General features: G+C 55.6%; 13 protein-coding genes. 6 read left to right on the forward strand and 7 right to left on the reverse strand.

The window, feature by feature from the left end:
• Positions 1 to 20 precede the first annotated feature (20 nt).
• Together rcsD and rcsB are read left to right on the forward strand one after the other, a co-directional pair.
• A complete protein-coding gene (gene rcsD / locus L579_RS14975; RefSeq protein WP_036626860.1) occupies positions 21 to 2,672 on the forward strand; it encodes a phosphotransferase RcsD in 2,652 nt (883 codons plus the stop codon).
• 1 nt (position 2,673) lies between these two features.
• Complete coding sequence (gene rcsB, locus L579_RS14980; protein ID WP_013509853.1) at positions 2,674 to 3,324, forward strand: response regulator transcription factor RcsB; 651 nt, start codon at positions 2,674 to 2,676, stop codon at positions 3,322 to 3,324.
• Between the two features lie 94 nt (positions 3,325 to 3,418).
• Here the strand turns inward: rcsB and rcsC are convergent, their stop codons facing one another.
• Complete coding sequence (gene rcsC / locus L579_RS14985; protein WP_021185049.1) at positions 3,419 to 6,271, reverse strand: two-component system sensor histidine kinase RcsC; 2,853 nt, start codon at positions 6,269 to 6,271, stop codon at positions 3,419 to 3,421.
• A gap of 149 nt (positions 6,272 to 6,420) precedes the next feature.
• Positions 6,421 to 9,060: a DNA topoisomerase (ATP-hydrolyzing) subunit A gene (gene gyrA / locus L579_RS14990; RefSeq protein ID WP_021185050.1), complete on the reverse strand. Its 2,640-nt coding sequence runs from the start codon at positions 9,058 to 9,060 to the stop codon at positions 6,421 to 6,423.
• 177 nt (positions 9,061 to 9,237) lie between these two features.
• Between gyrA and ubiG the strand changes: the two genes are divergently transcribed.
• Positions 9,238 to 9,963 (forward strand): bifunctional 2-polyprenyl-6-hydroxyphenol methylase/3-demethylubiquinol 3-O-methyltransferase UbiG, encoded by a 726-nt coding sequence (gene ubiG / locus L579_RS14995; protein WP_021185051.1) that lies wholly within the window; start codon positions 9,238 to 9,240, stop codon positions 9,961 to 9,963.
• Positions 9,964 to 10,043: 80 nt separating this feature from the next.
• On the opposite strand, the gene lsrG is transcribed toward ubiG, so the two are convergent.
• Genes lsrG through lsrA form a run of 5 tightly spaced genes read right to left on the reverse strand, consistent with a single transcriptional unit; the run spans position 10,044 to position 14,935 of the window.
• Positions 10,044 to 10,337, reverse strand: coding sequence for a (4S)-4-hydroxy-5-phosphonooxypentane-2,3-dione isomerase (gene lsrG / locus L579_RS15000; RefSeq protein ID WP_021185052.1), 294 nt, complete (start codon positions 10,335 to 10,337; stop codon positions 10,044 to 10,046).
• Positions 10,338 to 10,348: 11 nt separating this feature from the next.
• The gene (gene lsrB / locus L579_RS15005; RefSeq protein ID WP_021185053.1) at positions 10,349 to 11,356 is read right to left on the reverse strand and encodes an autoinducer 2 ABC transporter substrate-binding protein LsrB; all 1,008 of its coding nucleotides are present in this window, start codon (positions 11,354 to 11,356) and stop codon (positions 10,349 to 10,351) included.
• 5 nt (positions 11,357 to 11,361) lie between these two features.
• Complete coding sequence (gene lsrD, locus L579_RS15010) at positions 11,362 to 12,375, reverse strand: autoinducer 2 ABC transporter permease LsrD (protein WP_021185054.1); 1,014 nt, start codon at positions 12,373 to 12,375, stop codon at positions 11,362 to 11,364.
• The gene (gene lsrC, locus L579_RS15015) at positions 12,372 to 13,418 is read right to left on the reverse strand and encodes an autoinducer 2 ABC transporter permease LsrC (RefSeq protein ID WP_021185055.1); all 1,047 of its coding nucleotides are present in this window, start codon (positions 13,416 to 13,418) and stop codon (positions 12,372 to 12,374) included. Before lsrC ends, lsrD begins: the two co-directional genes overlap by 4 nt.
• Complete coding sequence (gene lsrA, locus L579_RS15020; RefSeq protein WP_021185056.1) at positions 13,418 to 14,935, reverse strand: autoinducer 2 ABC transporter ATP-binding protein LsrA; 1,518 nt, start codon at positions 14,933 to 14,935, stop codon at positions 13,418 to 13,420. Before lsrA ends, lsrC begins: the two co-directional genes overlap by 1 nt.
• A 217-nt stretch (positions 14,936 to 15,152) precedes the next feature.
• On the opposite strand from lsrA, the gene lsrR reads away from it, so the two are divergent.
• The 3 genes from lsrR to nrdA all read left to right on the forward strand — a co-directional run bounded on the left by lsrR (position 15,153) and on the right by nrdA (position 20,515).
• The gene (gene lsrR, locus L579_RS15025; protein ID WP_021185057.1) at positions 15,153 to 16,124 is read left to right on the forward strand and encodes a transcriptional regulator LsrR; all 972 of its coding nucleotides are present in this window, start codon (positions 15,153 to 15,155) and stop codon (positions 16,122 to 16,124) included.
• Between the two features lie 47 nt (positions 16,125 to 16,171).
• On the forward strand, positions 16,172 to 17,749 hold the full coding sequence (lsrK, locus tag L579_RS15030; protein WP_021185058.1) for an autoinducer-2 kinase: 1,578 nt from the start codon (positions 16,172 to 16,174) through the stop codon (positions 17,747 to 17,749).
• Positions 17,750 to 18,229: 480 nt separating this feature from the next.
• A complete protein-coding gene (gene nrdA, locus L579_RS15035) occupies positions 18,230 to 20,515 on the forward strand; it encodes a class 1a ribonucleoside-diphosphate reductase subunit alpha (protein ID WP_021185059.1) in 2,286 nt (761 codons plus the stop codon).
• Positions 20,516 to 20,544 lie beyond the last annotated feature (29 nt).

Here is a 20,544-nt window from a genome sequence, read left to right on the forward strand (position 1 = left end):
CAGGTGCCTGAGACGCTATGCTGCCTTACAAATTCCCTCTGACATCCGGCAATGTGACCCGCTTTTTTGTGGTGTTCAACCTGGTGCTTTTTCTGGCGCTGGGCGCAATGGTCCACAACAGCGTCAACGCCTGGGTGACAGAAAAACGCTACGCCATGACCGATCTGGCCCGCGCCATGCAGAAACGCATCGATGCCTATCGCTTCGCCACCTGGCAGATCTATGAAAACCTTGCGACCAGTGCGGCCGGTTCTGCGCCGAACAGCAGTTTGCAGGAAACCCGTCTGCGCCCGGATGTCTATTATCTGGAAAAAACGCGCCGTAAAACCGAAGCGCTGATTTTTGGTTCTCACGACAGTAGCACGCTGGACATGACCATGCGCATGTCCAACTACCTCGACACCCTGTGGGGCGCAGAGAATCCAACCTGGTCGATGTACTTCCTCAATGGTCAGGATAATAGTCTGATCATGATCTCTACCCTGCCGCTGAAAGACATGGCGACACGGTATAAAGAAAGCGCCATCAATTCCCTGGTGGACAGTCGCCGTGCTGAGATGCTGCAACAGGCCAATGCGCTGGATGAGCGCGAAAGCTTTTCGCCCCTGCGTCATTTCGCCTGGCAGAACGATCATTACTTCACTCTGCGCACCACCTTTAATCAGCCGGGCCATTTAGCGACGGTCGTGGCTTTTGATTTACCGGTGAATGATCTTATTCCACGCAGCATGCCGCTGGAGAATTTCCAGTTGCGTCAGGATGCGACTCAGACCAGCAGCACCGATGACGAATCCAGCGAAAGTACGCATGTTTCGTTGGTAAACCCGAATCTGGAGATTGCCGCCTCGCTGCCCAGCACCTCATTGCAACTGGTTTATCGTGTGCCGCTCACCAGTCTGGCGCTGGATACCCTGCGTAATCTGCTGTGGCCGCTGCTGATCAATTTGGTGCTGTTCCTGCTGTCGATTGCGGGGATCACCCTGCTGCGCCAGCAGTCACTGCGCCCGAATGAGAACCAAAGCGCTGAGCTGGACTCGCTGCGCATGTTGAATGAGGAGATTGTCGCCAGTCTGCCGGTCGGACTGCTGGTGTATGACTTCGCGACTAACCGCACGCTCCTCAGCAACAAAATCGCCGAACATCTGCTGCCACATCTGAATCTGCAAAAAATCATCAATATGTCAGATCAGCATCAGGGCGTGTTACAGGCCACGATCAATAACGAAGTGTATGAGATCCGCCATGCCCGCAGCGTGCTGTCGCCACATACCCAACTGTTTATGATGCGCGATCAGGATCGCGAACTGTTGGTGAACAAAAAGCTGCAAAAAGCCCAGCAGGTACTGGATCGTAACCACCAGATGCGCCAGCAGTTGATGCATAACCTCGGCCATGCGCTACATCGCCCACTGGAAAGTATGGTGATGCAACTGGTGCAACTCAGCCAGCGTGACGATGATGAAAGCGTGCTTGACCTGCTCGACGAAAGTCAGGGTCTGGCACGTCTGGTGGATGACATCGTGCTGCTTAATCGTCTGGAAGCACATGACTGGTCACCGGATGCCAGCCGTTTTAACCTGCAAGAATTGTTAGATGAGATCGCGCTGGAGAGTCTGCCGCTGCTGCGCCGCAAAGGACTGGCGTTGGTCGTGAATAATCACCTCGCCAATGATGAAATGCGCTTCGGCGATCGTCGGGCACTGCGAAAAGTGCTGACCACCCTGATGCATTACTCATTGACCACCACGCAATGGGGCAAGATCTCGCTGGAGATCAAAGCCAGCGAAGGCAAAGCAGACCGTATCCTGCTGCAACTGGTGGACACCGGCTCGGGACTGACCGTCGATGAGTTGTCCAATGTCGATTTCCCGTTCCTGGGCGATACCACCCAGGACCGCTTTGGTCAGGCATCGGGGATGGCCTTCTTCCTGTGTAAACAGCTGTGCAAGCAGATGGGCGGCACCCTGGAGATTGTGGCGAAACCGGATATTGGTACGCGTTACAATATTCAACTACCGCTGGCGCTGGAGCAGCAAACCGAGCAGGAAGAGAAACTGCTGGAAAGCGTCAGCGTGTTGGTGGATATCGCGATGGAAGATGTGCACAAAATTGTTTGCCGCCACCTGGAGAACTGGGGGGCGAAATGCCTGACCTCTGACGAACGCTTGTCAGGGCAGGAACATGATGTGCTGGTCACTGACGATCCGGCCCGACTGAGTGGTTGGGCGTTGTTACTGGCCGGTGACGAAATGGGTCACCACGCAATCAATGATCAGCAGTTCCGTGTCAATTTTAATCTCAGCAATGCGCTGTTGGATGCACTACTGGCGCTGATCGAGAAGCAACTGGCCCATGATTTGATGGAGGAGAATAACGAAGATGAGACTGCCACACCGCTACTAAGCGGAGGCTATTTTCAGCTGTTTACCGAGACAGTACCGCCTGATGTCAAGAGACTGTATACTGAGGCGGCGGAGAAGGATTACCCCTCGCTTGCTCAGACAGCGCATCGCCTGAAAGGCGTGTTTGCCATGCTAAATCTGGTTCCAGGTAAACAGCTTTGTGAAGAGTTAGAACAGCACATTAAAGTATGTGACGATTCAACCATTAAAAATACCACCAGTGACATTGACACTTACGTCAATCAACTGCTGCAGCAAGGTAACCCATAAGATGAATAACTTGAATGTAATTATTGCCGATGACCATCCAATTGTTCTGTTTGGTATCCGTAAATCTCTGGAACAGATTGAATGGGTCAACGTTGTAGGTGAGTTTGAAGACTCAACAGCACTGATTAACAGCCTGTCCAAACTGGATGCCAATGTCCTGATCACTGACCTCTCCATGCCTGGCGAGAAGTACGGCGACGGTATCACCCTGATTAAATACATCAAACGTCACTATCCGGATCTCTCGATTATCGTTCTGACCATGAACAATAACCCGGCGATCCTGAGTGCCGTGCTGGATCTCGATATCGAAGGGATTGTGCTGAAACAGGGTGCACCAACTGACCTGCCCAAAGCACTGGCCGCGTTGCAAAAAGGCAAGAAGTACACGCCGGAAAGCGTCGCCAAGCTGCTGGAAAAAATCAGCGCGGGTGGTTACGGCGACAAGCGCCTGTCACCTAAAGAGAGCGAAGTTTTGCGTCTGTTTGCTGAAGGCTTCCTGGTCACCGAGATTGCCAAGAAACTGAACCGCAGCATCAAAACCATCAGTAGCCAGAAGAAGTCGGCGATGATGAAACTGGGCGTGGATAACGATATCGCGCTGCTGAATTATCTCTCTTCGGTCAGCGCCACGCAGGTCGATAAAGAGTAATCCCTGGCAGGCGGTGCTAACGCACCGCGTGTTCTTGATAAGACTATCCCGTAGCGGCGCGATTTATCGCGCCGTTATGCATCGGGAATGAAGGTCAGCCTTCCCGCGTCTTCCGCACCCGCTCTGCATAGATCGCCAGCGTGGTTTTCAACACATCCAGCGTCACCGGTTTGGACAGACAATTATCCATCCCCGCCTCCATACAACGCTGTTTCTCTTCTGCCAACGCATTCGCCGTGACGCCAATCACCGGGAACGCATGTCCCAACTGACGTAGACGTTGCGTCAGACGATAACCATCCATATTCGGCATATTCACATCGCTTAACACGATATCGATATGGTTACGGCTCAGTACATTCAATGCATCAACGCCATCCTGCGCGGTTTTCACCTGATAGCCCAGCGTACCCAGCTGTTCTGACAACAACATACGGTTGATAGGATGGTCATCGACAATCAGCACCATGATGTCTTCATAGCTGGCCTGTTCCGCCACAGCCCCCGGCAACGCCAGTGGTGCGGAGGTTTCGCTGTCGATAGCAATGCGATAAATACGTCCCAGCAGCACCGGCAATTCATGCAGCGTGGCGCTACTGTGCAGCCATAATCCCGGCTCGCTTTCCTGCGGCATATCAATATGTTCCCCGCTGATGCGAATGCGGGCTCGCAGGCTGTGGCCTGGCGCATCATCATGATCGCTGATCATCACATCATCGCTCCCTGCCCGGCCCTGATAGCGCGCCACCTGCATCCCCTGTTGTTGCAGCAGTCGCAGCAGGAAGCTGGCGAGGTAATCATTACGCAAATCGAGCCAGATCGCTTTTTCCTCCAGCCCCTCCAGCAACGGTGGCGGTGGCTGATGCCCGGCGTAGATCGGGATACGCACCACAAACTGACTGCCCATGCCTGGCTCGGAATCCACCTCGATATCGCCATCCATCATGTTGATCAATTTTTCGCAGATAGCCAGTCCGAGGCCAGTCCCCTGGAAGTTACGCTGCACGCCACTGCCGACCTGGAAGAACGGATCGAACAAACGTGTTACCTCTTTGGCCGGAATTCCGACACCGGTATCACGCACGCGGAATGCCAGATACCCTTCGTGCTGGTAAGCATGCAGGATGATACAACCGGTATGCGTGAACTTGATGGCGTTATTTAACAGGTTGGAGATCACCTGTTGCAGGCGTAGCGGATCCCCCTCCAACGCCAGCGGTACATCGTTTTCGATAAACACATACAACGCCAACCGCTTGCGAACCACCAGCGAGAGGTAGTTGCCGACGATATGGTTGATCACTTCACGCGGCGAGAACGGACGCGGTTCGATTTTCAGCTGTTCCGACTCAATTTTCGAGAAGTCGAGAATGTCGCTGATAATTTTCAGCAGCAGACTGGAGGAGTTGTTCATCGCCGTGACCAGAGAATCAACCCCCTTCGGCAGTGCTTTGGTTTGCAACAAATCAAGGTTGCCGATGATGCCGTACAGCGGCGTACGTAATTCATGGCTGACGGTGGCAAGGAACATCGATTTCGATGCACTGGCCTGTTCCGCCGCCTGCGCCATCTCCTGCAACGACTGCTCCATGCGCACACGCGCTGAGACATCCACCAGCACGCAAATGGCGACGTTTTCGTTGCGGTAGCGTGAATGGACAAAGCTGATTTGCAGGTTGGTGTTACTGCCGGTCAGCACGTCAACAAAGTTCACCTGCTGCCCGCCGATGATCTCGTTCAGACGCTGTCGATCTTCCTGAGTCAGCAATGTCAGATAGTTATGCGCCAGTTCATTACTCAGGATATTGGTGCCGTCGCTGGTGCGCAAAATACAGATGCCAACCGGCGCCGAGGCGACAATTTTACGGTTGAACTGCTCATGCTCCTCCAGCCGATGCGCATTGTCTTCCGCCGGTAAAAACATCCGGCGTTCAAACACCCAGGCGAGGGTAAACAGCAGCAATGCGCTGAAAATATTCAGCAACAGCGCATTAATCAGCATCAGTTTTAGCTGATCGACCAGCACATCGGTGGAGAGTGACCACACCACATTGAGGTCAGAAGGCGGCAGCGGTTTCTTCAACACCAGTTGGCGGTAGCCGTCGAGATAGCCGAACCATGTTTTGTCATCAGGAAGATCGTCGAGCGAGTAGCCAGGTCCCCCGCGACGCGAGCTCAGCAGCGGGCGGTAGTTATCATCGGTGATGGTCGCCACCAGCGGCAGGCCGCCTGGCTGAATAAACTCATCGAGCCGGATATTTTGTTCCACCCCGAGTAACGCCTGAAGCTTGTTGGCGACATAGACCGGCATCACCATGTAGAAGCTGCCAACACCTGGCTGCGAGCTTTCGGTGATCCAGTACATCGGATTACGGCGTTCGTCTTCGTTACTGCTGCGATAGTGCAGCACACGCTCGCGCAGTATCTTCAGGCTGCGTTCGCGATCCATCGTATTGCTACCGATGGTGAAATCCGCCAGACACTGATTTTCTCCGCCGATAAAGAACACCCGGTTCAGCTCATAGGCCGAAGCAAAGTTACTTTTCCAGTAGTTGATGTAGTAACTGAGTGAGTCGAGAGAATTGCGCCAGGTGCTGCTCATCGAGGTGCAATCACCGTCGGAAAATAACGGGGTAAATTGCGGCAGCGTACCTTTACTGGTCGGGATGCCGTTGAGTACATCGAGGCCGCTGGCGCTGCTGGTCAGGCGATTTTCCGTGATGTATTTCAGTTCACGCATCACATCCGCCGAATGGCGCACATACCACTCCGCCTGGCCATAGTTGATATCGAATTCCTGACGAACCGCGTTCTCTTTCTCGTGCAGCACATTGATGATGTAAAAAGTGGTCAGCAGCGCACCCAGCGACCAGAGCAACAGCGCCAGCGCGCGAAACAGGTAGCGCGAAATGCGCAGCGTGGTGCGAAACGAGACGAGATATTTCAAAACAGGCTCAACTCACGGCAATAATCATGGCGAAACACTAGCTTTATCATCCCTTAAAAGCCAGTCAAAGCGCTCTTGGTGGCGAAAACTCTGAAAAAGAAACGGCAGGTCGGTTGCCCTGACCTGCCGTTGATTTTCAAGATTACGAATTACTCTTCTTCATCCGCATCTGGCGCGTCATCGTCGTTATCGACTTCCGGCGTGATATCGTCATCGCCTTCCGCCACACTGCCGTCGATGGAATCCAGTTCTTCTTCTTCCACCGGTTCAGCAACGCGTTGCAGACCCACTACGTTTTCATCTTCTGCGGTACGAATCAGAATCACACCCTGGGTGTTACGACCCACCACGCTGACTTCCGACACGCGGGTACGCACCAGGGTACCGGCATCGGTGATCATCATGATCTGATCGCTGTCTTCCACCTGCACCGCACCGACCACCGGTCCGTTGCGTTCGGTGACCTTAATCGAGATCACACCCTGCGTGGCACGGGATTTGGTCGGGTATTCGCTGTTGGCGGTACGTTTACCGTAACCGTTCTGCGTCACAGTAAGGATGGCACCCTCTTCACGCGGCACAATCAGCGACACCACTTTGTCGCCTTCGGCCAGCTTGATACCACGAACGCCCGAAGCAGAACGTCCCATTGCACGCACTGCCGACTCGGCGAAGCGCACCACTTTACCGGCGGCTGAGAACAGCATGGTTTCGTCGCTACCGTTCGTCAGCGCCACACCGATCAACTCATCGTCTTCACGCAGGTTGATGGCAATGATGCCGGCACTACGTGGACGGCTGAACTCCTGCAACGCCGTTTTCTTCACGGTACCGTCAGCGGTCGCCATAAAGATGTTGAAGCCTTCGGTGTATTCACGCACCGGCAGAATGGCGGTGATACGCTCGTTGGCTTCCAGCGGCAGCAGGTTGACGATTGGACGTCCACGCGCACCACGGCTGGCTTCCGGCAACTGATAGACCTTCATCCAGTAGAGACGGCCACGGCTGGAGAAGCACAGAATGGTGTCGTGGGTGTTAGCCACCAGCAGACGGTCGATAAAGTCTTCTTCTTTAATACGGGCTGCGGATTTGCCTTTACCGCCACGACGCTGGGCTTCATAGTCCGACAGCGGCTGGTATTTGACATAACCCTGATGCGACAGCGTCACTACCACATCTTCCTGATTGATCAGGTCTTCGATGTTGATATCGGCGCTGTTGGCGGTGATTTCGGTACGACGTTCGTCACCGAACTGATCGCGCATCGCCACCAGTTCTTCGCGGATCACTTCCATCAGGCGCTCAGCGCTTTGCAGGATGTGGATCAATTCCGCGATTTGGTCGAGCAGCTCTTTATATTCATCAAGCAGCTTCTCGTGCTCCAGGCCGGTCAGTTTCTGCAAACGCAGATCCAGAATCGCCTGAGCCTGTTGTTCCGTCAGGTAATACTGACCGTCACGGATACCGAATTCTGCTTCCAGCCACTCCGGACGCGCCGCGTCATCACCAGCACGCTCCAGCATGGCAGCCACGTTGCCGAGATCCCACGCCTGAGCGATCAATCCGGCTTTCGCTTCTGCCGGGGTCGGCGCGCGACGGATCAGCTCGATAATCGGATCGATGTTGGCCAGCGCAATCGCCAGACCTTCAAGGATATGGGCACGGTCACGCGCTTTACGCAGTTCGAAAATGGTACGACGCGTCACCACTTCACGACGATGGCGGACAAAGGATTCCAGAATCCCTTTCAGCGTCATGATCTTCGGCTGGCCCTGATGCAGCGCCACCATGTTGATGCCGAACGAAACCTGCAACTGCGTCAGCGAGTAGAGGTTATTCAGAACCACTTCACCCACAGCATCGCGTTTGATTTCGATGACGATACGCATGCCGTCTTTGTCAGACTCATCACGCAGCGCGCTGATGCCTTCAACACGCTTCTCTTTCACCAGCTCGGCAATCTTCTCGATCAGGCGCGCTTTGTTCACCTGATAGGGAATTTCGTGAATGATGATGGTTTCGCGGCCGGTTTTGGCATCGGTTTCCACTTCGCCACGGGCGCGGATGTAGATTTTGCCGCGACCGGTACGGTAAGCCTCTTCGATACCACGGCGACCATTGATAATGGCGGCGGTCGGGAAATCGGGTCCCGGAATGTACTCCATCAGCCCTTCAACGCTGATGTTTTCATCGTCGATAAAGGCGAGGCAGCCGTTAATCACTTCCGTCAGGTTGTGCGGCGGAATGTTGGTCGCCATACCTACGGCGATACCGGACGAACCGTTCACCAGCAGGTTAGGAATTTTGGTCGGCAGGACTTCAGGGATCTGCTCGGTGCCGTCGTAGTTCGGCACGAAGTCGACCGTTTCTTTCTCCAGGTCAGCCAGCAGCTCATGGGAAATCTTCGCCATACGCACTTCGGTGTAACGCATAGCTGCGGCGGAGTCGCCGTCGATGGAACCGAAGTTACCCTGACCGTCAACCAGCATGTAACGCATGGAGAACGGCTGCGCCATACGGACAATGGTGTCGTAGACGGCGGAATCACCGTGGGGGTGATATTTACCGATAACGTCACCGACCACACGGGCGGATTTTTTATAGGCTTTGTTCCAGTCGTTACCCAGTTCGCTCATGGCAAAAAGCACACGGCGGTGCACCGGCTTCAGGCCGTCACGGACATCGGGTAAGGCTCGGCCAACGATGACCGACATGGCGTAATCGAGATACGAGTTTTTCAACTCTTCTTCGATATTGACCGGTGTAATTTCTCTCGCAAGGTCGCTCATGGAGCCGCTATCCCTCTACATAATCCCGGAATTCAAAGGTGCGAAAGTATATCACATTGCTTACATGGGGTGAATGTTAAGCGCGGTTTAATGCGGCTTTTCCTTCGTTCTGAGAGGTGCGCAGGCCGCGCTTAAGCGTTTATACTGAAGCCACATTTTGTCTGGAGTCATGATTCAATGAATGAACAACCGCAGGAAAGCCGCCAGAACGTCGATCACAACGAAATTGCCAAGTTTGAGGCAGTCGCATCGCGCTGGTGGGATTTAGAGGGTGAATTCAAGCCGTTACACCGGATTAATCCCCTGCGTCTTGGCTGGATTGCCCAGCACAGCAACGGCCTGTTTGGCAAAAAGGTGCTGGATGTCGGCTGCGGTGGCGGCATTCTGGCAGAAAGCATGGCGCGTGAAGGTGCCGATGTCACCGGGTTAGATATGGGGGCAGAACCGCTGGAAGTGGCGCGTCTGCATGCGCTGGAAAGCGGTGTCAGCGTCAATTACGTCCAGCAAACGGTGGAAGATCACGCCGCCAGTCACGCCGGTGCATATGATGTTGTCACCTGTATGGAGATGCTGGAGCATGTGCCCGACCCGCGTTCGGTGGTGCTGGCCTGCGCGCAACTGGTGAAACCAGGCGGCGAAGTATTCTTCTCCACCATTAACCGCAACCCCAAAGCCTGGCTACTGGCGGTGTTCGGTGCCGAATATGTGATGCGCATGGTGCCGCGCGGCACCCATGACGTGAAGAAATTTATCCGTCCAGCCGAGTTGCTGAACTGGGTGGATGAAACCCCGCTGCGTGAACAGGGGATGATTGGTCTGCATTACAACCCGCTGACCAACCAGTTCCGCCTGGGACGCGGGGTGGATGTGAATTATATGGTGCATACGCATCGTCAGATGTAATGGCACCTTGCGCGATGAATCGTGCCGCTACAATTTGTTCTCAGCCCTGTAGCGGTGCGATTTATCGCGCGTAAGACAAACTAGGCCGGGAATATCCCGTTAAACACCGTTTTCTTTCTCGGCTCGGACATCAGCGCCTCCAGCGCTTCGACACAGGCGAGATAGTGCGGTGTTTTTTTATGCGCCAGCACCGCCGCTTCATTGGCGTAAGCTTCGTAAATAAAAAAACGCGTCGGCACGTTGCTATCCTGCAACACATCAAAACGCATGTTGCCCGGCTCCTGCACCGCCCCTAAATGATTTTCGCGAAAAACCCGTAGAAATTCGTCGATACAGTCAGGTTTGACGTTAATCTCAACCAAAGTGACTTCCATTCGCCTGCTCCTTAAAAATCGTAGTTATCGATGTTGTCTTTGGTAAATACCACCCGCTCCGGCAACAGCACGATGCCGTTGTCTTTGGCCTCATAATTGTAGCCTTGCACGCTGTTGTCTGAGACTGTCACTTTCCCCACGCCGGGCACCTCCAGGGTATCGCCCGGATTAAGGTTGCCCTTCAGCAGTTGGTTGGCAACCGCGATAGAGATTTTGCCCTGCTTCACCACGTCCCACAGGCCAAACTGTTGCACCGTACCGCGTTTGACATAAGGCCGCATCACGTTCGGCGTACTGAAGCCGACAATGGTGACATTTTTGCGCCCGAGGTTCTCCGCCGCCTGCGCCGCTGCCGGTAACGCATTGGCATCCGGGGCGATAATCGCATCCAGATCGTTCCAGGATTTCAGAATACCCTCGGCGGTTTGCAACGATTTGGTGGCATCGTTATAACCGTACTGCGTGGTGACGATCTCCCAATTCGGATGATCTTTGGCAATCTTCGCTTTGGCTTCTTTAACCCACTGGTTTTGGTCCGTCACCGTTGGGCTGGAGTAGAAAAACGCCACCTTCGCTTTGTCCTTCTTCACCTGGCTGGCCGCCATATCCACCAGCATGCCGCCCAATTGTGTCGGTGTGCCCTGATTAATGTAAATCGAGCGGCATTCCGGTTTGGTATCGGAATCCCAGGTCAGCACCTTCACGCCACGTTGCATGGCGCGTTTCAATGCCGGACACAGCCCGTCCGGTGAAACGGCCGCCACCACAATGGCGTTGTAACCCTGATTGACGAAGTTGTTGATCATCTGAACCTGGCCGGAGACGCTGGGTTCGGTCGGGCCGTCGTAAGTCACATCTACCCCGAGGGCCTTACCCGCGTCCGTGGCACCTTTGCCACCGCTGGTGAAATAACCCACGCCCACCAGTTTCGGGATAAAGGCGATTCGCTCGACTGCCTGCACGCTAAAGCTCACGCCGAGCACACAGCAAAGCGCCAGTGATAAACGCTGCATTTTCATGATTTTTACTCCTGGTAAGATGTGCGTTCCCGCGTGAAGCGTGCACGCAAGCGCCGGCTAAGCTGGCGCACAATGCCTGGATTCAGGCTCCAGGAGCGTCCGATCACCGCAAGAATCAACAAGGCACCCGCAAGCGCACTGCTGACCTGACTCGACACTCCCACCATTTGCAAGCCCTGCTGCAAAAAACCAATCACCAGCGTCGCCAATGCGGTGCCCAGCACCGAACCTGCTCCGCCGTAAATATTTGCCCCGCCCAGCACCACCGCGGTGATAGCAGGCATCAACAAGGGGGCGCCGAGATCGGCACGCGCCGAGCCAAAATAGGCACTCATCACCACCGCCGCGATGGCGGATGCCAGGCCAACCAGGCTGTAGAGCAGCAACAAGGTGCGATTCACCGGCAGCGCGCCGTACCGTGCCGCACGCAGGTTCTGCCCCAGCAAAAACACATAACGCCCGGTACGGGTGCGATGCATCAGCAACCAAAACACCAGACACAACAGCGTAAATATCAGCAAGGGCATGGGGATACCGAGCGGGGTGAGATTGGCTAAATCGGTAAAGGTCGCCGGAAAGTCTCCGATGCCTTCAAAACCGGTCGCCCCGACCAGACCAGAGAGCAGCAACGCGCCGCCGCCGTAGAGATAAAGGGTGCCCAGGGTAATCACCAGCGGATTGACGCCGGTCCACAGAATCAGGGCACCATTGAGCCATCCACACAGGCTGCCGAGCAGCAGCGTGCACAACAAGGCGACAGGCAACGGCCAGTGACTCTGCAACATGATGCCGAGGGCGATGGCACACAAGCCGGTGACCGCCGCAAAGGAGATATCGATACCCCCACTGACAATCACCAACGTCAGCGGCAACGCCACAATGCCGACGGTGATAAAATCGCTGGTGCTGAACAGTAAGGTGTCGATATTCAACATCCGGGGGTTGGCCCAGCCGAACAGCAAAATCTCCAGAACCAACAGCAGCGCCAGCGCCCCTTCCCAGTTCAGATAGCGTTTCATTCCGTCGCTCCCCGGCGCGTCGCCGATGTCGAGGTGGCTTTAGCTGCGCTTTTTTTTCGCACCGGGGGCGTTAAAAAACGCGCATAGCGCTGACGATGTAAACGGCGCGCCAGCGCCTGACGTAAACGCCCATCAATCACCAGCACCAGCAACAACACCAGGCCAGAGATAAAATCGTTCCACCAGGCGGGCAGCCTGAGCAACACCAGCACGCTGTCGATTTGCGTCAGGAACCACGCGCCAAGTACCGCTCCCAGCAAGGTGCCGGAACCTCCCAGCAGGCTTACGCCACCGAGCACGCAGGCGGCAATCGCTTTCATCTCCATGCCGGTGCCGGTTTGATTGGGTACAAAGCCAATTTGTGCGGCAAACACCATCCCGGCCAGCGCCGCCATCGCCCCGTTGACGGTAAACGCCAGCAGGCGAACCTGATGCACCGGTACGCCTAACTGACGCGCCCCTTGCAGGTTATCGCCAGTAGCGTAAAAGTTACGACCTGCCGCGCTGCGGGCGAGGAATACCATCATCACCACGGCAATCAGCAGCACCATGATCCCCAACGGGGACAGGCCGCCAAACAGCGGTACGGCCAGGGTTTTCAATTGCTCGGGCAGCCCTTCAATCCATTTCCCGCCGGTCAGGAGCAACATCAGGCCACGGTATAACCCGAGGGTACCGAGCGTGGCGACAATTGCCGGTATGCGCAACCCAACCACCAGCACGCCGTTAAACAACCCGGCCAGCATACCGCTGGCCAGCGTCAGTAAGCAGGCCAGTGGCAGCGCCATCCCCTGATTCAGCAGGATGCCCAGCACCGCCGCGCACAACCCCATAGTGGAACCACTGGAGACGTCAATGTTGCGCGTCAGCAGGACCAGCGTCGCCCCCATTGCCAACAGGATGGCGATCTGCGCACTGCCAAAAATCATTCCCACCAGTTGCAGACTGGCAGCTTGCCGATCCAGCAGCCACGGCAGCAGAAACAACAGCAGGATCGCCAGCAACGTGCTCAGTTCACGGTGGGTTTGCAGATATTTCAGCATCAATGTTCTCCTGCCGCCTGAGCGTGACGTCCCCAGGCCATCTGGATAATATTTTCAGCGCTGACCGCCGACTGCGTTAATTCGCCGACCCACTCGCCGTGATGCATCACCACCACGCGATCCGCCAGTTGCGCCACTTCATCCAGATCCGAGGAGATGATGATCAAACCAATCTGCTGCGCCACTACCGAGCGCAGTAGCTGATAAATGTCAGCGCGGGCCGCCACATCCACCCCGCGCGTCGGTTCATCGACGATCAGGACTTTTGGCATCGCTTCCAGGCAATTTGCCAGCAGCAGCTTTTGCTGATTGCCACCGGACAGGGTGCGCGCCAGTTGGTCACAGCGGCTAAATTTGATGCCCAGCGCTCGCTGGTAACGCGTCAGTACCGCCCTCTCCTGCGCAGGTCGCAGCCACCAGTTACGGCGCGGCAGGGTTAACGCGGTAACGTTCCACGCCAGCGGAGCATCCGGGTAGAGGCCGGAGGTTTGCCGATCTTCGGGCAGGTAAACCAGCCCGGCGCGCAGCCGTTGCGCCGGCGACATTGCCAGCAGCGATTGTTGCTGCAAATGCGCCGATCCACTGCTGGCCGGGCGCAAGCCATACAGGGTTTCCGCCAGCTCGGTGCGTCCGGCACCGACAATGCCTGCCAGCCCGAGGATCTCTCCCGCCTTCACCTGGAGAGAGATCTCGCGAAAGCCTTCACCGCTCAAAGCCTCCACCTGCAACAACACCTCACCTTTGCGGCCCGATGGCGAATTACCTGCCTGCAACCACAGTTGCTGTTCCGCACTGAGCGGCGGCTGTCGTTCTGGTGGCATCATCGCGGCCACCAGCGCGTCATCATTAAGGACGTCAATGTTGTCGTACAGCACCACGCAACCATCGCGCATTACGCTAACCTGATGTGCCAGCGCGCGGATTTCCGGCAGCTTGTGGGAAATAAACACCACGCCAACGCCTTGCGTGGCGAGCTGGCGGATCAAACGAAACAACCGATCGGTTTCTACCGGCGTGAGTGAGGCGGTGGGTTCATCGAAGATCACCACCCGGGCGTCACGCATCAGACCACGCAAAATCTCGACCTGCTGCTGGTCAGCCACGGCCAGGGAGCCAGCCTGCGCATCCAGCGGCAGCGTGCTGCCCATCTGACCGAGTAAACGTTGCAGTTTCTGCTGATCGGCCTGCGCACGCGGCAGGCGAAACAGGATGTTTTCCCGCACCGTCAGACTGGGAAACAACAACGGCTCCTGCGGCACCAGATAAATGCCGCGTTGATGCGCTTTGGCGGGGGTCATCAGGGGAAGAATCTGCCCGGCGAGCAGGATTATGCCGCTATCCGGCTGTTCAATTCCGGCGATGATCTTCATCAGCGTTGATTTGCCTGCGCCATTCCCCCCCAGCAGCGCATGGATTTGCCCTGCATGCAGTTGAAAATCGATGCCCCGCAATACCGGCACGCCGGAGAAGGCCTTACTCACTCCGGTGATTTGCAACAGCAGGCTGCTTTGCCCCATCACGACTCCCGTTACGAACAAATGATTTTTAAAACACATTATGTTCACAATCCTGGATAAGCTTTTTCGATAAAACTCTCGCAGCGGTCACAGATTGTTATTTCGCCATGATGGCGCGTATGATTGTGGCTGACTTGTTGAGCGAACTGCCAGCAAGGTCACATTTTCTTTACGACTCCGAACGAACAATTGATTTACTTTTTATAAAGTGTTCATCATGAAAAGCGATCTTAACCCGGCAACGGGTCTGACTGTGGAACACAGTATGAGTGAAGAAGAGCTACTGGCGCGTACCGCCTGGTTCTATTACCACGACGGACTGACACAGAACGAAATTGGTGAGCGGCTCGGTTTGACGCGCCTGAAAGTGTCGCGCCTGCTGGAAAAAGGCCGTCAGTCGGGCGTGATCCGCGTCCAGATCAACTCCCGTTTTGAGGGCTGTCTGGCGCTGGAACATGCGCTGCTTGAGCGATTTAACCTTAAGCAGGTCCGGGTGCTGCCGCAGCTCGATAGCCCCAACCTCAGTCAGCGACTGGGCGTGGGGGCAGCACAAATGCTGATGTCGCTACTCCAGCCGCAGCAACTGCTGGCGGTGGGATTTGGCGAAACCAGCATGAACACGCTGCAACATCTGAGTGGTTTTATCGCCTCGCAGCAGATCCGCATGGTGACGCTGTCCGGCGGCGTAGGGCCTTATATGACCGGGATTGGTCAGTTAGATCCGGCGTGCGGCATCAGTATTATCCCCGCGCCGCTGCGCGCTTCCAGTGCCAGCGTCGCACAAATTCTGCGCCTCGAGCGCAGCGTACAGGACGTAATGCTGACCGCCTGTGCCGCTGATGTGGCGATCGTCGGCATCGGGGCGATCGGTCAACGTCAGCAGGCGACGATTTTGCGCTCGGGGTATATCAGCGAAGGTGAGCAATTGATGTATGGCCGTAAAGGCGCGGTGGGCGACATCCTCGGCTACTTTATGTGTCATGACGGGCAACTGGCTGAAGCGATGCCCATCCATGATGAATTGATTGCCGTTAGCCCTGACGAGCTGGCGACAATCCCCACCGTGGTCGGAGTGGCCGGTGGTGCAGAGAAAGCCGAAGCGATTATTGCCGCGCTGAAAGGCAAACGCATTAACGCTCTGGTGACTGAAGAGGGAACAGCCCGCGCGATGTTGGCGTTATTGTCGTAGCCCTGCGGCGGGGTCGATCCGGTCAGATTTTTGCAGGAGTTACTGAGATGACGATATCCCACGCCCCGCATTTGATGGCGCTCGACGCCGGTACCGGCAGCATTCGAGCCGTGATTTTTAACCTGCAAGGCGAGCAGGTTGCCGTCGCACAAGCGGAATGGCAGCACCTTGCCTTGCCCGATGTGCCCGGTTCGATGGAGTTTGATCTGGCAAAGAACTGGCAACTCGCCTGCCAGTGCATTCGCCAGGCGCTGCACCAGGCACAACTGCCTGCCAGTGCGATTCGTGGCGTGGCCTGTTGCTCAATGCGTGAAGGTATCGTGCTGTATAACAAGGCCGGTGACGCCATCTGGGCCTGTGCCAACGTCGATGCCCGTGCCAGTCGCGAAGTCAGCGAACTGAAAGAGATCCATCATGGCGAGTTTGAGCGGGAGATCTACCAATGTTCCGGTCAGACGTTGGCGCTTGGCGCGATGCCGCGTTTGCTGTGGCTGGCACACCATCGACCGGATATTTATCGTCAGGCTTCCACGCTGACGATGATCAGCGACTGGCTGGCGAAATGCCTGAGCGGCGAACTGGCCGTTGATCCTTCCAATGCCGGTACCACCGGTTTGCTCGATTTATACACCCGCAACTGGCGTCCCGATCTGCTTGAGATGGCGGGTCTGCGCGGCGATCTCCTGTCACCGGTAGCGGAGACTGGCACACCGATCGGAGCGATCACCGCCGAAGCAGCCGAGGCGTGTGGGCTGCGGCAAGGGACGGTCGTCGCCGTGGGTGGCGGTGATGTCCAGCTCGGCACCCTGGGACTGGGTGTCGTCAACGCCGGAGAAACAGCGGTACTGGGCGGCACATTCTGGCAACAGGTGGTGAACCTGCCACAGCCACAGGTCGATCCGGCGATGAATATTCGCATCAACCCCCACGTCATTCCGGGGATGGCGCAGGCTGAAGCCATCAGCTTTTTTACCGGACTGACCATGCGCTGGTTTCGCGATGCCTTTTGTAGCGAAGAAAAATTGCTGGCAGAGCGGTTGGGTGTCGATTGTTACAGCCTGCTGGAAGAGATGGCGGCGCGCGTTCCGGCAGGTGCCTGGGGAGTGATGCCGGTGTTCTCCGACGCCATGCACTTCAACAAGTGGTATCACGCCGCCCCCTCCTTTATTAACCTTTCTATTGACCCTGAACGTTGTAATAAACAAACCCTGTTCCGCGCGTTAGAGGAGAATGCCGCCATTGTCTCAGCCTGTAACCTCGACCAGGTGGCTGCCTTTTCCGGCGTCCGTGCGCCGCATTTGGTGTTTGCTGGTGGAGGTGCCAAAGGCAAGCTGTGGAGTCAAATCCTGAGCGATGTCACCGGCCTGACGGTAAAAGTGCCCCAGGTCAAAGAGGCCACCGCGCTGGGCTGTGCGATTGCGGCGGGGGTGGGAGCCGGGCTGTACCCCAATCTGGCGGAGACGGGGCGTGATTTGGTGCGCTGGGAGCGGGAGTTTACCCCCAATGCGACTAACCATGCTTTGTATCAACAGCAAAAGACCGTGTGGCAGAAAGTGTATGCGGATCAGCTGGCGTTAGTGGATAACGGGCTAACGACTTCGATGTGGAAAGCGCCGGGGTTGTAAAAGAAGTGCGCGATAAATCGCGCCGCTACGAATGGGTGTACACGTCGGAGCGGTGCGATTCATCGCACAAAACTGCATCTTGATTTCATAAAAACTTCATAAGAAAAACCAGAAAAGTCCGACTGTGCGTAGCTTATGCTGCCATTTTTTCACCAGAAATTTGGCTTGCCGGAGAGGATTGCATAAGAAATACGCGCTCGATCAAGTTCTGAAAAAAATCTCCAATTTGGTTGACACGGGGTCGGGCCTTATAAGACAAGGCCTAAGAAATTTCGCAAAAATTACAACCCCTCGATACATCATTTTTTCCTCTTGTTAACCCGCGTTAAAATACTAAAATATGCCTCCATGTAGTTATGACTTCCCCCTTCAGCCCCTAGATGTAGTGTTTATCCACAACATTATTCACAATGAATATGCTGTGTATAAACCGGGGTTTCTTTTAATTTTTGGATACTCACGCAAAGGTAAAAACGCGACATGAACCAAAGTCTGCTCGTTACTAAACGCGATGGCCGCCAGGAGCGCATTGATCTCGACAAAATTCACCGGGTACTGGACTGGGCAGCCGAAGGTCTGAACAACGTCTCAGTGTCACAGGTTGAGCTGCGTTCCCACATTCAGTTCTATGATGGGATTCGAACTTCAGATATTCATGAGACCATCATCAAGGCCGCTGCAGACCTTATTTCTCGCGATGCCCCGGATTATCAGTACCTTGCCGCACGCCTGGCGATTTTCCACCTGCGTAAGAAAGCCTACGGCCAGTTTGAGCCGCCAGCGCTTTACGATCAGGTGGTTAAAATGGTCGAGATGGGCAAATACGATCGCCATCTGCTGGAAGACTACAGCAAAGCAGAGTTCGAGCAGATGGACAGTTTTATCGACCACTGGCGCGATATGAACTTCTCCTATGCCGCCGTCAAGCAGCTGGAAGGTAAATACCTGGCGCAGAACCGCGTTAGCGGTGAAATCTACGAAAGCGCGCAGTTCCTGTACATTCTGGTCGCAGCATGCCTGTTCTCAGGTTATCCGCGTGATACACGTATGGATTACGTCAAACGTTTCTATGACGCAGTCTCGACCTTCAAAATCTCGCTGCCGACGCCAATTATGTCTGGCGTACGTACCCCGACCCGTCAGTTCAGCTCTTGCGTGCTGATCGAGTGCGGCGACAGCCTGGATTCCATTAACGCCACCTCCAGCGCGATTGTGAAATACGTTTCGCAGCGCGCCGGTATCGGTATCAACGCCGGTCGCATTCGTGCGCTGGGTAGCCCGATCCGTGGTGGTGAAGCGTTCCATACCGGCTGTATCCCGTTCTACAAACACTTCCAGACCGCCGTGAAGTCCTGCTCGCAGGGCGGCGTGCGCGGTGGTGCCGCTACCCTGTTCTACCCGATGTGGCATCTGGAAGTGGAAAGCCTGCTGGTGCTGAAAAACAACCGTGGTGTTGAAGGCAACCGCGTGCGTCATATGGACTACGGCGTGCAGATCAACAAGTTGATGTATCAACGCCTGCTGAAAGGTGAAGACATCACCCTGTTCAGCCCGTCTGACGTACCCGGCCTGTACGACGCGTTCTTCGCCGATCAGGACCAGTTCGAGCGTCTGTACACCACCTACGAAAAAGACGACAGCATTCGTAAACAGCGTGTCAAAGCGGTTGATCTGTTCTCACTGATGATGCAGGAACGTGCCTCCACTGGCCGTATCTACATCCAGAACGTTGACCACTGCAACACCCACAGCCCGTTTGATCCGTCCATCGCGCCGGTACGTCAGTCTAACCTGTGCCTGGAGATCGCCCTGCCGACCAAGCCGCTGGACGACGTTAACGACGAAAACGGTGAAATCGCCCTGTGTACGCTGTCAGCGTTCAACCTCGGCGCGATTGATAGCCTCGACGATCTGGAAGAGCTGGCGATTCTGGCGGTACGTGCGCTGGATGCCCTGCTCGACTATCAGGATTACCCAATTCCGGCCGCGAAACGCGGTGCGATGGGCCGCCGTACCCTGGGTATCGGCGTGATTAACTTCGCCTACTACCTGGCGAAAAACGGCGTGCGTTACTCTGATGGCAGCGCCAACAACCTGACGCATAAAACCTTCGAAGCGATTCAATACTATCTGCTGAAGGCGTCGAACGAGCTGGCGAAAGAACAAGGTGCCTGCCCGTGGTTCAACGAAACCACTTATGCGCAGGGCATTCTGCCGACCGATACCTATAAAAAGGATCTCGACAGCATCTGCAACGAACCGCTGCACCTCGACTGGGAAACGCTGCGTGAGTCGATCAAAACGCACGGTCTGCGTAACTCGACGTTGTCGGCGCTGATGCCGTCAGAGACGTCATCGCAGATTTCGAACGCCACCAATGGCATCGAGCCGCCGCGCGGCCACATCAGTATCAAAGCGTCGAAAGACGGTATCCTGCGCCAGGTGGTGCCGGAGTATGAGCGTCTGAAAGATCAGTACGAACTGCTGTGGGAAATGCCGTCTAACGATGGTTACCTGCAACTGGTTGGTGTGATGCAGAAGTTTATCGACCAGGCGATTTCGTCGAACACCAACTACGATCCGAGCCGCTTTGCTAACGGCAAAGTACCGATGAAGCAGCTGCTGAAAGATCTGCTGACCGCTTACAAGTTTGGCGTGAAAACCCTGTACTACCAAAACACCCGTGACGGTGCTGAGGATGCACAGGACGATCTGGCCCCCTCCATTCAGGACGACGGCTGCGAAAGCGGCGCTTGTAAGATTTAATCAGAGGCGGAGCTGCGGCTCCGCCCACA

It is taken from the genome of Pantoea sp. AS-PWVM4, from assembly GCF_000468095.1.
Classification (GTDB): Bacteria; Pseudomonadota; Gammaproteobacteria; order Enterobacterales; family Enterobacteriaceae; genus Pantoea; species Pantoea phytobeneficialis.

What these genes read in the sequence shown, in the direction of transcription:
- lsrA (WP_021185056.1), bottom strand. Translation starts at nt 14,935, where the DNA reads ATGGGGCAAAGCAGCCTGCTGTTGCAAATCACCGGAGTGAGTAAGGCC.
- lsrD (WP_021185054.1), bottom strand. Translation starts at nt 12,375, where the DNA reads ATGAAACGCTATCTGAACTGGGAAGGGGCGCTGGCGCTGCTGTTGGTT.
- lsrK (WP_021185058.1), top strand. Translation starts at nt 16,172, where the DNA reads ATGACGATATCCCACGCCCCGCATTTGATGGCGCTCGACGCCGGTACC.
- ubiG (WP_021185051.1), top strand. Translation starts at nt 9,238, where the DNA reads ATGAATGAACAACCGCAGGAAAGCCGCCAGAACGTCGATCACAACGAA.
- gyrA (WP_021185050.1), bottom strand. Translation starts at nt 9,060, where the DNA reads ATGAGCGACCTTGCGAGAGAAATTACACCGGTCAATATCGAAGAAGAG.
- lsrB (WP_021185053.1), bottom strand. Translation starts at nt 11,356, where the DNA reads ATGAAAATGCAGCGTTTATCACTGGCGCTTTGCTGTGTGCTCGGCGTG.
- lsrG (WP_021185052.1), bottom strand. Translation starts at nt 10,337, where the DNA reads ATGGAAGTCACTTTGGTTGAGATTAACGTCAAACCTGACTGTATCGAC.
- lsrC (WP_021185055.1), bottom strand. Translation starts at nt 13,418, where the DNA reads ATGCTGAAATATCTGCAAACCCACCGTGAACTGAGCACGTTGCTGGCG.
- rcsB (WP_013509853.1), top strand. Translation starts at nt 2,674, where the DNA reads ATGAATAACTTGAATGTAATTATTGCCGATGACCATCCAATTGTTCTG.
- nrdA (WP_021185059.1), top strand. Translation starts at nt 18,230, where the DNA reads ATGAACCAAAGTCTGCTCGTTACTAAACGCGATGGCCGCCAGGAGCGC.
- lsrR (WP_021185057.1), top strand. Translation starts at nt 15,153, where the DNA reads ATGAAAAGCGATCTTAACCCGGCAACGGGTCTGACTGTGGAACACAGT.